Here is an 11,855-nt window from a genome sequence, read left to right as displayed (position 1 = left end):
CAACCGCCCACCATCACGCTTTTTCGATGCTGCAATTCCCATGATCCACCCTCATCCATGCATTCCAACGCTTGGTAGAGAATCGCAGCGAATCGGCGCAATACCTAGACCTATGGAAAATGGGGGGATTCCTGAGGGTGGAGACCTCAAGCATCCCCCCTTGGTCGTTGAGTCTCTCGAAAATCTCCGGCGCAGCTGCATAGTCGCCTTCAATCGCCGCAAGGTCAGCCGCATCGCCCCCGGCAATCGCCATGGCTGTGCCGAGATTGAACAATATCGTCGCTTTGTTGAGATTGGCCGGGATTGTCGGCAGTATCGCCCGCGCCGCATCGGCGTAATGCTGCACGCCCACCGCGTCGCCAGCAAGCGCCAAGGCACCGGCAACTCGGGTCAACGCAAACCCCACCATTTGACGATCACCCGACGCTTCGAACAAACCCCGCGCCCGCTCGGCAGCATCGGCCTGCGCCCGTGCGCTGGTGGAACTGTCATATGCAAGGGCGAGCCAAATCCAGGCGGCATCCTCCCCTGGCGTCTCCGGCGTCAGCTTGTTCGCCGCCGCACGCCAATAGGCAAATCCCGTTCGCCAATCCAATAAATTCGATCGCACCACTGGCCGCAACCGTGCCGCCAGGGCAATGGCTATGCCATCATCCCCGTCATCGCCAAATGCCCACGCCAGCGAAGCGCGCAAATTCTCCATCTCCGGCTCGATATTTTTCTCCCAGACCACGGCATCGGTATCCGCCCAACGAAGGTGCGCTGCGCCAAACACCGCAACCATGTGCTGCGCATGGGCGCGCTGGAGCGATGCTGTCTCCCCCGCTTCCGCCAGCTTCGCCAGCGCATAATCCCGCGTGCTCTCCAGCAACCGATAGCGCGGCTCTCGCTCCGTGCTCGGCAGGCGGATTATCAGCGATTTGTCCAGCAGGCTCACCACCAGATCCAGCACCGCCTCCGGCTCGATCAGCCCGCCCGGCACCACCGCTTCCGCCCCCGCCAGATCAAAACTCCCGGCAAACACCCCAAGCCGGCGAAACACCACCCGCTCCGCCTCGTCCAGCAGAGCAAAACTCCAATCAATCAGCGCCCGCAGCGTTTGCTGCCGCGCCAAACGCGTCCGCGCACCCCCCGTCAGCAGCCGAAACCGATCATTCAACCGCGCCAGCAAATCACGCGGACGCATCAGCCGGACCCGCGCCGCCGCCAACTCAATCGCCAGCGCTATCCCATCCAGCCGCTGACAGATCGCCGCAATGTCAGAGGCATTCTCCCCCTCCAGCCGAAAGCCCGGCTGCACCAGCGCCGCACGCTCAACAAACAACCGAATGCCCGCATAGCCCGCCGCTAGTTCGGCGGTCATGCCGCTCACCGCACTTGCCTCCGGCACCGAAAGCGTCGGCAGCGCAAAACTCTGCTCGCCCGGCAGCCCCAGCGGGCTGCGGCTCGTCGCCAGGAGCGTAATCCCCGCATTTTTCTCCAGCACCGCCCCGGCAAGTGCCGCAGCCGCCTCAATCACATGCTCGCAATTATCCAGCACAATCAGCATTGTCGCGCCGCGCAAGGCCGACGCTAATTGCACCGCCGGATGGCCGCTCCCGCTCAGCGTGATGTTCAGCGCCGAGGCCACCGCAGGGGCCACTTGCTCACCCTGGCCAAGACCCGCCAGCTCGACAAACCACACCCCATCCGCATAGGCATCGAGCGCATCGGCCGCCACCTGCAGCGCAAACCGGGTTTTGCCAATGCCGCCGGTCCCCAGCAGCGTGATCAGCTTATGCGCAGTAAGCAGGCCGCGCACGGTCGCCAGCTCCGCCTCCCGGCCAATGAAGCTGCTCAATTGCAAGGGCAGGTTATTCGGCTTGCTGTCGAGCGCGCGCAGCGGCGGAAACTTGCCCTCCAGCCCCGGACCGGTGAGCTGATAAATCTCCTCCGCCTGGCCCAGATCCTTCAACCGATGCGGACCCAGGCTGCGGAGCGCATAGCGCTCCGGCGCTGCTCCCGCGACACTCGCCGCGACCGAAACCAATATCTGCCCGCCATGCCCTGCCGCCATGATCCGTGCCGTGCGGCTGAGTGTCAGGCCAAAATAATCGTCATCGCGGAACTCCGCCGGCCCGCTATGCACGCCCATGCGGAATCTGAGCCCGTCCACCGCCGCAAAATCCTCTTCCCGCAGCCGGATCTGCAGCCGCACCGCCGCCTCCAGTGCCGCCCCTACCGAAGCAAACACGGCGCAGCCTCCATCGCCGGTGATCTTGAACACCGCACCGCCCGCCTCAGCCACCACCGCGCGCAGTACCTCATCATGTCGCGCGAGTGCCGCCCGCATAGCGGTGGGATACATCGCCCAGCGCTTGGTCGAGTCTTCAATGTCAGTGAACAAAAACGCGTAATGCGTATCGGCCCGCATGTTGATTTTGGTCAAATCATTCATTCGATCTCCAATCCGCAATCAACAGCCTTCCCGTAACGATGGGATCATACGTAATGCTTTGCTGCATGCAAGGATTGAGCTGATTGAACCGCGCTGGGTTTGCCGGCGGCTCAAGCTCTGGAGGGGATTGGGCTATGGAGAAGCAGAAGACGTTGCAGAACCATTCGGCAGAGGCTGGCCGCTGGACCCGACGCTGACGAAGATGGGATCGAAATTTTCCGCCTGGGCGAGCGCGACATCGCCTTGCTTGGCAAGTTCCAGGCTGGCGACGAACGTACTCGACCACGCCGAGCGCTGACGCAACCGGGTTTCCGTTTGAGGTTGAGCCGTTTGCTGGGCGGGGCTCGGCAACAGATGCTCGAGGCTGAGCCCCTCTCCGCTTCCGGCCAGCAGTCGCATGATCCGGTCACGGGCTTCCGGAATACCGTATAGGTCCAGCGCCGGCAGACGATAGATCGGCCTAGTATCCACGGCGTCGGCAGGATCATCGAACTGCTCGAGACACGCCCAAAGGAAGGCGATCATATCAACCTCGATAGAACTCCCGGCCACGCTCCCGATCGCTTCTGATCGGCCACGGGCAAAAACGTCCCGCCCCAACTGCGGCCGCTGATCCAGCCACGCAGCCAAAGCCTGGATCTCCTGCAACGCGACCAAACGGTCCCGCAAATCGGACGCACGTCGTTCCGCCGCCTGTTGCGCCGGCGCATCTCTTGGCAAAAGGAGATCAGACCGCAACAGCAAAACCCAGGATGCCATCACTACCCAATCCGCCTGATGGCCAAGCGGGATTGTCGCCCGCGCCCGTTCCAATTGGTCAGCCAATTGATCGACCAGTTCAGGTAAACGCAGTGTCGACAGATCAATCTGATGCGCCCGCGCCTGGGCCAGTAGCAGGGCCAGCGATCCGTCGAACCCATCCAGCGTCAGATGCGGCGAGGTTCCCTCCCCTGCCCTGTCCAACGTGCTGGATGCTCCATCCATCGCGGCGATCAATCCGTCGCGATCGGCAGCAGCTGGAATTTCAGACCCGGCCATGCTTCGGCAATTGTGGTGAGTGCCGGTCGCGGAGAGGTCTCCGCCGTGAAGAACCCATAGCCGAGAACGCCATGACCGGCCTTCTGCCGCCGTCCCGGCCCTACGTGGGGGCGCAGAATCACCTGCCGCGGCAGATCGCTAATCCCCCAATGGCGGGACAACCAGGCCAGCGCCGTCGGATGATCATGCCCGAGCGCCAAGATCGCCGGCGGGATCGGGACCAGGACCTGCAGATCGAACGGGCACGCGCGGCTGACCCCGATCCGGTCTCTTGCCCTCGCCTCGCGGGCCTCTATCCGCTCGCGGAACTGACGGGCGAGAATCCGGCAGCCCGCGACCGAGAGGCTCCGCTGCCCGCCGGTCTGGCTGACCGCACGGATAAAGATATCCTCCTCGATCGCCGCGCCATTGATCTCCCAGGGAATGATCCCGGGGCCCCGCGCGGCCGCTGCAAACGCCTCGAGCTCGGCCGATGGACCTTTGATCGTCAGGTGGTGATACCGCCAGATCGAAGTGGGCGTTGCGGTCTGCGATGCATCCGATCGGGACGGGCCAGACGGCCGACGCCCTCGCGGTTTCGGCAGCGGGGGCGGCAGAGGCTGTCGCGTCGGCGGGGTCGCCGGCTCAGGCGGATCAGGCTCGGTCTCCCACGGAAACCGGAGCGCCATCAGAGATCGAGCACGCCGGCCGGGCTGTCACTGACCAGACCGGCGCGCTGAACGTAGCCGCGCATCACGCTCTGGCTGCGGTGACGCGTATGGCGCATGATATCCTCATCACGCACACCCTTGGCGTAGGCCTCGGTGATGAAGCCAACGCGCAGCGCATGCGCGCTTAGCCGATCGAACCCGTCGATCACCAGGCCGGCCATCTCGGCGCGATAGGCCAGGATCCGCCGCACGGCATCCGGATGCATCCCGACGTCCCCAATGGTGTCACCGGTACTGATCCGGCGGAATAAGGGTCCTGACTTGCGAGTGGCGATCTCCATCCAGTCCTGGAACGCCCGGACCGGGCAGGTCTCGACATGGCGGCCACGCGGCACGCCGATCTCAGCCCCCTCCCCTGCCTGATCGGTCTTGCCGCGTCGGATCCGGAGCCGCAGCCCGCGGGCGTCCTCGGCGATATCATCGACCTGCAAGGCCACCAGTTCCGAGCGTCGGAGCGCCGCGGCAAATCCGATCAGCAGCAAAGCACGATCGCGCCGGCCGCGCGCTGTGCGATCGCAGGTGGCGACCAGCTGCCGCAGCATCGGCAGTGTCAATGCCGCCGCCTTCTGCACCGCGCGACCGTGCTTGCGAAGCGCGCCGCGCAGCGGATGCTGGATATCGCCATGGGCCGGATTCCACGGCAGATCATTGAACCGGTGCATCGTACCGATCGCCGCCAGGCGCCGGCGGATCGTGGTGGGTGCATGGGAACCCACGAGGCTCGCGAGATAAGCACCCACCACGGCCGGGGTGGCCGGCACCGGCACAAAGCCGGTCTGATCGCACCATGCGGCATAATGGGTCCAGTCCGCTTTGTAAGCGCGCAGGGTTGCTGGCGAGACCGCCTGGCGCGCGAAGGCCTGCGCCTGTGCCAGCGCGGCCTGTCCAGCCGGCGTCAGGGCCGGCGCGACCGCCGTGCCTTGGTTTTCCGCGGGATCGGCCAGGATCTCACCGTCGAGAGTCCGACCCGATTCGGGAGGTTGATAGACCATGATTCGACCGATAAGCCGGCGCTGAGGCGATAGCAACCCAAATAATTGGACTACGCGCGATAATAGTGATTATCGCGCGTAGGTCGCCCCCTGCCATAGACAGCAGGCCATCGGCTTGCGTTTGGCATAGAACTGCGTTCTATGTAAAAGCTATGGAAACGATCTCTGGGTCAGCTTTCGCCGCCCTGTTGAGCCAAGCAGACGTCAGCCAGGCCGGGTTTGCCCGGCTCAGCGGCGTCACTGCCCGCCAAGTCAACAACTGGTGCCGAGATCGGGCTGCCGTGCCACGCTGGGCCACGATGCTGGCACTCTCGCTACGGGAACTCTCAGTCGAGGCCATCACGATCCTGTACGATGAACTCGCGAATGCCGAAACAAAGCCTCACTGAAGGCCGACACGCACGACACTCTGCCGCGCCCAGCTACAGGTATGCTGAACCCGGACAACCGCGAAGCACTTTACGTCTTGGCTGGCGCTCGCGCCCCACAATAAAATCTCCGGAGGCAAGGTTCTGTCGTCGAAGACACGACGTACCAGCAATCGCGCGGCATCCTTGTTACGCCTCGCCGCCAGCACGGTTGGGCGCACCGATACCGCACTCGGCGCATTTTACCGCCGGCTGTCGGCGCGGGTCGGGAAAGCAAAGGCGATCACCGCGACAGCGCGCAAAATCGCAGTGCTGTTCTACAACACGTTGCGCCACGGCATGACCTATGCCGATCCCGGCGCGACCTACTACGAAGACCGATACAAAAAGCGTGCTCTGGCCAACCTCCAACGACGGGCAAAATCACTCGGGTTCGTTCTGCGTGAGGTGGATGACGACACCGCGGAGGTAGCTGTTTCTTAGGAAAAGACCACAGGCGAAACGATTCATACCGCGGCGGTGCCCCTGCCCTATCGGGATACGGCCCTCTGTCTGGTCCGGGCAAGCGAGCTAGAGAAATCCTCACCAGAGATCATCGGCGCGCTTTTGTTCCTGCGTATATGAGTGCCGCCGCAGCGCTGGGCAGCCCCTATCCCTGGCGAAGATCCAATCACGCTATTCGGTACCGCCAGCACCAGGACCCGAAGCACCGCGCTCATGGTTTTATACTAAGCGATGCTCGCCGGTCTCGCTGCGGTGGGATCTGGGCAGTCACTGCCACAAGTGCGGCGCTCTGAGCGGTGGGTTGGAAGCGCGCGCCCCTACCCGATCAAGACGCCTGCGTCGAAACAAATCGCATGCGATGCTGGGTGAATATTTGGAGCACGGACGGATGTCCGACGAATACCCACTCGACGGCATCTAGTAGGTCGGAAGAATAACTTTCGAAGACGGAGAGCAAGTGCATGGCATTAGACCTGCCCACAGATACCTATGAAACCGTCTAGTAAGACCTTCTAATACCCTCGAATATAGCCCGGTGGGTAAAAAAGAGACTTTCCTAGATTCGGCGTGATTGCGACCGATTCATCGCGGGCGTCACCTCGTCCAGAGTGATGGCGGATCGTAGCAATTAGGCCGAAGAGACAGCTCTGGGCAGCAGCGTTCTAGCTTCAGGGGGAAAACTGTGTCTTTCAAGTCGCCCATATGTTACGACATGACATCTGAAAGAATTTGATCGATAGCAGCGAGAAACTCTTTCTTATCTGCTCCGGAGGCGCGAGATAGCGTGAGCACGATGCTTCTGCCACTCTCTGGAACATTGTACCTAATCATCTGCTTGCCTTTAGCGGACCTCACCTCCGCAGTTCGGGTTTTCGTGCGAACCGAACGCTGTTCCGCGGCCTTCAGCAAACGTTTCAAAGTATCCTGAGCAGAAAGCGTCTTATTACCGCCTGATCGCTCCTTAGCAATCTCATTTGCAGCATCAAATACCCGATCGCGCGTCGATGGATCGGATTTGATTAAGGGTGCAATCAAGCTGGCGTACTTAGCCGTGATTTTATGAGTATCACTGAAGGCTATAATTACCTCCGTCGGCAATCTGGCCACCTCGAGCATGCGACTCATCCATGACTTTGAGACATTTAGGCGCTCCGCCATAACGGTCTGCGAGCCAGAATAGAACATCTCTAGTGCCCGGATATAGTCGCGAGCTCGTTCCATATCGGATATATCTTTTCTCGCCCGATTTTCTAGATCAGCAACGCGAAACGCTTCCTCATCAGTAAGATTTTGAACAGTAATAAGATAATCATATTCCGGATGGTGGTTGGCCCGAAGCCATTTTACGGTCCACCAACGGCGCACTCCTGCAACTATCTCATACTCATGGTTTGGATCATCTCGTAGACGGCGAACGATAGCCGGGATTCGCTGCCGACCTGCGGATTTGAAAGCCTCGATTAGGTCTGAACAGGATTCTGGCGACAGATGATCGATATCGCGATTGTGGTTCGCCCACGGCCGGCAGCGCTCAGGATCAACAAATTCAGTGCGATCGGTAACTATCTTGCCGGTAGCGATTCTATGGAGTGAATCAGTCCGATTTTGCATAATCCCCGAGGCAGGAGACTCGACACTCGGAACCCCTTTTGTATCAACCACATCCGCTAGAAACTGACCGAAACCCTTATTTCCCTTGCTCATGGAAGAACCCCAAGCGATTGATACATTTCACCAAAAACTACGTGACCCCGCGAGACAATCAAGATGGTACGCTCATGTCGGGCCTTCGTCTCCTTACAACTCGTCATTTCGATAACCGAAAAGTCCTTTATATATCTATATGTTTGCGATTTTGATACCCAAGTTGCCCATGGGCAACTCAAAGATCAGAAATCGCTCCCCCTACCCGACCACGTCTTCAAAATCTCCTGTTCGATTTCATAGTTGACTGCGTTCAGACTCGTAAGGCACCGACTATGCACCTCGTGGGACGTAACCGGGCGCTCCAACTCGTATACCGTTTTCATGCGTGAGCTGGCATTATCGATCTCCGCGCTATTTCTTAGCACTGAGTTTAACATATATCGACCAAATAGCTTGCTCGTCATCCCGAGAATCTCACGGTGCATGGATTTGCCTTCGTCCGCTTTACTGCCAACAATCTTCACAAAGTTGTAGACCGGTCGTTTTCGATACGCCATTTCCATTTGTTTCATCGTTGAGTTCAGCATATCTAGAAACGAGGCGGTGGACGAAAAGTCGATAATACTTGGGGGCATTGGGATCACGAGGGCATTGGCCGCCGTCAGAACCCCCAGCGAGATCATTCCAAGGGCTGGGGGTGGATCAAGGATAATCACATCGTAATCATCGACAATCGTCTCGACAGCATGAGCGATGCTGTCAATTACATCGAAGCTCTGATTCTGCATGATGTACCCTGCGATCTCGTATTCGAGATTGTAGAGCTTCAGGTTCGCCGGGACTAAATCAAGGTTGTAAAAATGCGTTTTTCGTACAAAGGAGCGCAGGCCGCCAGGCGGCATATCGTGGATATATCCATAGAGGGTATCACGCTCGCCTAAATCGATGTCGGGTACATAACCGAACATCATGGTCGTCGTTGCCTGGCTATCGCAGTCTATCAGGCATACTCGATAGCCTTGAATGGCAAGATATTGGGCGAGGTGAATCGCCGTAGTGGACTTTCCAACACCCCCCTTGAAATTAGAGATCGAAATAACCGCCGCAGGATCCTCGGCCCGGCGCCAGGGGCGGGTGCCAAAAACCTCCCGCATACTGTCCAGATCCTCCAAAGTGTACTGAAGGCGACGACCAGTTTCCGTACGTTCGCGAGGGGGAAGTCGTCCATCTTTCTCTGCTTCTCGGATAGCTGATGCTGTTCTACCAACAAGCTGAGCCGCTTTCGAAATTTGAAATAGGGGACCACCTTTTTTACCCGTATCCTGATTAATCGCAGATTCTCGGATGCGGTTCATAACTTTCAGGGAGTTCGTGTAGAGCACACCGATAGCATCTTGATCAAAAAAATCTTCGCTCGGCGGGGGAGGGAGGTTCATGGGGTTCTCTCGGTATAAAGACTTTGATCTGGTACACTCATTGGCAATTTTAAGTCAACGAGGTTCACCTTGGCAATTTTTGAACGAAAGTAGGCGCAGAAGCTACAATCTGACCGATGATTTGCGCGTAATAACAGCCAAGGATGTAGGCCTGAAGTGCTGTTGAGGAGACCCGACCGATGAAGTCCGTGTAGTTGGAGCTAACCGCCACAATGGGTCTATCAGAAGAGGACACCAGCATGCGAAGCCGGCCTGCGACGTGGCGGGCTACCGCAGCACTCGAGGAGGCATCGCAATGCCATAATTCGCTGTGGCCCGGTTTGATAGCGACAGATCACTACAGCACGCAGACGATAATTTTAGAGAGAGTGTTCAAACTGCTATGCAGGGCGCGAAAGCTTCGTGAATAGGCACGGTCAGGCTCGCAAAACAATCTGCGAATCCAATACCGATGATGTCCGAGTAAATCGCTTTTCGGAAAACCATCTTACGACCCAACCGATGATCTTGGAGTAAGGCCAATGATCTAAGCGTAGCCGCGATGATATCGGTGCGAGAAGGCGATGATGTCAGAGCCAAAAACCGATGATGTCAGAGCCCATACCTATAGACTCCTAAGATACACCGATTCGGCATCGTTATCGGAATTTGATGACCATCACCGTTCATTTATCGCCTCAAATCGCCGCCCTTCAAAATTGCGGACCACGTACACGGACATCATCGGTGTTTTTGGAAGATAATCACGAATTACCGCATTGAAAGCGCCAAGGTGGTTGATTTTTGCCCAATAAGTTGTTCTTGTGAGAAATCGATATAGACTCCTACAACTCTCATCAGCGGGACGATACCTATGGCCAAGAGACATCATCAGGAAGATTTGCCTTTAGGACATCAGTACGCTCTGACCCTATTGAATGAGGGTAGACAATCGGTGGTGAACCTCGCCTTAGGAGAACGGGATGAGAAGATTTACAACTCTTTTCTGAAGGTGCAGGATGAAGAACCTGAGAATGCCTTCTTACATTCCGCATTATGCGCGATGTCGTTACCCGCACGAAGGCCAAAGGACGACACGCAACCGATCATTCGCGAGGATGGTAAGTATGCACTAGCAATCAATCCGAAGCCGGTATTGCAAATCTTAGACGGCAAATCAGTGATGAGAAGCTTGGGGGTTCCTTTCGGTTCTTACCCACGCATCGTCCTGATCTATATGTTGTCGGAAGCGGTAAAAAGGAGATCGAGAGACGTCTATCTCGGCAAAAATTTCACTGAATGGATGCGGCGCCTTGGGTATCATACAGTGTCCTATGGGCCCCGTGGATCCGCAAATCTTCTCAAAGAGCAAGTTGACCGTTTGCTTGCATGTGAATGGCAAATTCGATGGGACGAAGACCGTAACGGTGAGTCAGCATTTGCAGTAAAGGAAGTCAAACTATCGAATGAGTATTCTGGTTCTCTCAATAAGGACGGTGAATTTGCTCGTGAAATTAGCCTTTCGGATGTCTTTTTTCGTCATCTTGTAGACCACGCGGTGCCGCTAAATGAAGTTGCCATTCGTGAACTCAAGAATCAACCAACAGCGTTAGATCTCTATACCTATTTAGCGTACAGATTGCCCAGGGTCAGCACCACCCGAGGACAGATTATTTCTTGGGATCAATTAGCAAAGCACTTGGGTAACAGCTGTGATGGCCGACGGTTCCGGCAAACAATAAGAGAGACGTTTAATGTCGTATCAGCCGTTTACCCAAATGCCAATGCTGACTTCGGTGGCCAGATCGTAAAGCTTTATCAATCGCCAGCACCGACAGAACGAAAATTGATTGGACATCATTTACGCGTTGTACCCTCGAACCATATTCGTACCACAGTAGAACCGAAGCAAGTTGACTCTAATCGACCAGCTCCGGCAGCTTCAGCCCCCCAGTTTTCCACTCCAATGCCAATAACAATACATAAGGGTTTTCCGACTGGTTCCCTACGGTATGGGCGTCGTGAGCAACCTTTTTTGGAAATCGGTCGTGAGAAGGGCGGGGGGTGGGATATTGATGAGATGGCCGCCGCCTATAGAAATACCTACGGTGAAGCAATGAAATATCGGGCAGATGCCGATGTTCTCAGGTCTTGGGAGGGATTTGTGGTTAGTTATGTTGCAAAACGCGGGCTAGCATAGGTAATTAATAATATTTAGTTTGGAAAGAAGTTATATTCGGACACAGTATAAGAATTGGTTGAAGGTGCTTCACGTAGTTAGAGTTTACCTGTTCAATCGATCGATACAAACAACAGTAACGCTGTTAACTAGTCTGATTTTGGTATTCATATTTTTGGGTGAACGCGACGCATGGTGAAGACAGAAGTAACCGCGCACGCGAGACATACACAGATTCTGGAATCCGACTGGCCATCTCGCATCCTGAAATCTGTGTTTGGTCTGCCTGGTTTCCGGGGCCAACAGCAGTCTATTATCGAGCACATCGTCGATGGCGGCGACGCCATCGTTCTGATGCCGACCGGTGGAGGCAAGTCACTGTGCTATCAGATCCCGGCCATATGTCGTCCCGGCGTCGGCATTGTGGTCTCGCCGCTCATTGCGCTCATGCGCAATCAGGTCGACATCCTCCGCCAACTCGGTGTGCGCGTCGCGACGCTGAACTCGTCGTTGACCGGTAGCGAACGGCACAAGGCAAAGGCCGCGTTGCGTGACGGATAGCTCG

Annotated in this window: 9 protein-coding genes and 1 pseudogene; 4 read left to right on the top strand and 6 right to left on the bottom strand. The window is 57.1% G+C overall.

Annotated elements, in window-relative coordinates:
- Window positions 1-13: 13 nt before the first annotated feature.
- The 4 genes from AruPA_RS18865 to AruPA_RS18850 form a co-directional block, all read right to left on the bottom strand.
- Window positions 14-2,437 carry an adenylate/guanylate cyclase domain-containing protein gene (locus AruPA_RS18865; RefSeq protein ID WP_265638306.1) on the bottom strand — a complete coding sequence of 808 codons (2,424 nt, stop codon included), beginning with the start codon at window positions 2,435-2,437 and terminating at the stop codon, window positions 14-16.
- A gap of 132 nt (window positions 2,438-2,569) precedes the next feature.
- Window positions 2,570-3,475: a ScpA family protein gene (locus tag AruPA_RS18860; RefSeq protein ID WP_265638305.1), complete on the bottom strand. Its 906-nt coding sequence runs from the start codon at window positions 3,473-3,475 to the stop codon at window positions 2,570-2,572.
- The gene (locus AruPA_RS18855; protein WP_265638304.1) at window positions 3,430-4,143 is read right to left on the bottom strand and encodes a hypothetical protein; all 714 of its coding nucleotides are present in this window, start codon (window positions 4,141-4,143) and stop codon (window positions 3,430-3,432) included. The genes AruPA_RS18860 and AruPA_RS18855 overlap by 46 nt, the downstream gene beginning before the upstream one ends.
- Window positions 4,143-5,177: a tyrosine-type recombinase/integrase gene (locus AruPA_RS18850; protein WP_265638303.1), complete on the bottom strand. Its 1,035-nt coding sequence runs from the start codon at window positions 5,175-5,177 to the stop codon at window positions 4,143-4,145. Before AruPA_RS18850 ends, AruPA_RS18855 begins: the two co-directional genes overlap by 1 nt.
- A gap of 188 nt (window positions 5,178-5,365) precedes the next feature.
- Here AruPA_RS18850 and AruPA_RS18845 point away from each other — a divergent pair, with 188 nt between their 5' ends.
- Together AruPA_RS18845 and AruPA_RS18840 are read left to right on the top strand one after the other, a co-directional pair.
- A complete protein-coding gene (locus AruPA_RS18845) occupies window positions 5,366-5,566 on the top strand; it encodes a hypothetical protein (RefSeq protein WP_265638302.1) in 201 nt (66 codons plus the stop codon).
- Window positions 5,567-5,632: 66 nt separating this feature from the next.
- A pseudogene (locus AruPA_RS18840) lies at window positions 5,633-6,028 on the top strand (IS110 family transposase); the annotation flags it as partial.
- Window positions 6,029-6,754: 726 nt separating this feature from the next.
- Here AruPA_RS18840 and AruPA_RS18835 read toward each other — a convergent pair.
- Together AruPA_RS18835 and AruPA_RS18830 are read right to left on the bottom strand one after the other, a co-directional pair.
- Entirely contained in the window at window positions 6,755-7,753 is a 999-nt protein-coding gene (locus tag AruPA_RS18835) for a ParB/RepB/Spo0J family partition protein (RefSeq protein WP_265638301.1), read from the bottom strand.
- A gap of 185 nt (window positions 7,754-7,938) precedes the next feature.
- The gene (locus tag AruPA_RS18830; protein WP_265638300.1) at window positions 7,939-9,132 is read right to left on the bottom strand and encodes an AAA family ATPase; all 1,194 of its coding nucleotides are present in this window, start codon (window positions 9,130-9,132) and stop codon (window positions 7,939-7,941) included.
- Window positions 9,133-9,985: 853 nt separating this feature from the next.
- Between AruPA_RS18830 and AruPA_RS18825 the strand changes: the two genes are divergently transcribed.
- Both AruPA_RS18825 and AruPA_RS21725 read left to right on the top strand, forming a co-directional pair.
- A complete protein-coding gene (locus AruPA_RS18825) occupies window positions 9,986-11,311 on the top strand; it encodes a replication protein RepA (RefSeq protein WP_265638299.1) in 1,326 nt (441 codons plus the stop codon).
- 171 nt (window positions 11,312-11,482) lie between these two features.
- Window positions 11,483-11,851, top strand: a complete 369-nt coding sequence (locus AruPA_RS21725) for a DEAD/DEAH box helicase (protein ID WP_322784412.1) — start codon at window positions 11,483-11,485, stop codon at window positions 11,849-11,851.
- The last annotated feature ends 4 nt before the right edge of the window (window positions 11,852-11,855 follow it).

Source organism: Acidiphilium sp. PA (genome assembly GCF_026191915.1).
Classification (GTDB): Bacteria; Pseudomonadota; Alphaproteobacteria; order Acetobacterales; family Acetobacteraceae; genus Acidiphilium.
Note: the sequence above shows the minus strand (reverse complement) of the source record. Positions and strands in the feature narration are given on the sequence as shown.

Coding starts and splice junctions, on each gene's coding strand:
- AruPA_RS18850 (WP_265638303.1), bottom strand. CDS start 5,177: ATGGTCTATCAACCTCCCGAATCGGGTCGGACTCTCGACGGTGAGATC.
- AruPA_RS18865 (WP_265638306.1), bottom strand. CDS start 2,437: ATGAATGATTTGACCAAAATCAACATGCGGGCCGATACGCATTACGCG.
- AruPA_RS18855 (WP_265638304.1), bottom strand. CDS start 4,143: ATGGCGCTCCGGTTTCCGTGGGAGACCGAGCCTGATCCGCCTGAGCCG.
- AruPA_RS18830 (WP_265638300.1), bottom strand. CDS start 9,132: ATGAACCTCCCTCCCCCGCCGAGCGAAGATTTTTTTGATCAAGATGCT.
- AruPA_RS18835 (WP_265638301.1), bottom strand. CDS start 7,753: ATGAGCAAGGGAAATAAGGGTTTCGGTCAGTTTCTAGCGGATGTGGTT.
- AruPA_RS18825 (WP_265638299.1), top strand. CDS start 9,986: ATGGCCAAGAGACATCATCAGGAAGATTTGCCTTTAGGACATCAGTAC.
- AruPA_RS21725 (WP_322784412.1), top strand. CDS start 11,483: ATGGTGAAGACAGAAGTAACCGCGCACGCGAGACATACACAGATTCTG.
- AruPA_RS18860 (WP_265638305.1), bottom strand. CDS start 3,475: ATGGCCGGGTCTGAAATTCCAGCTGCTGCCGATCGCGACGGATTGATC.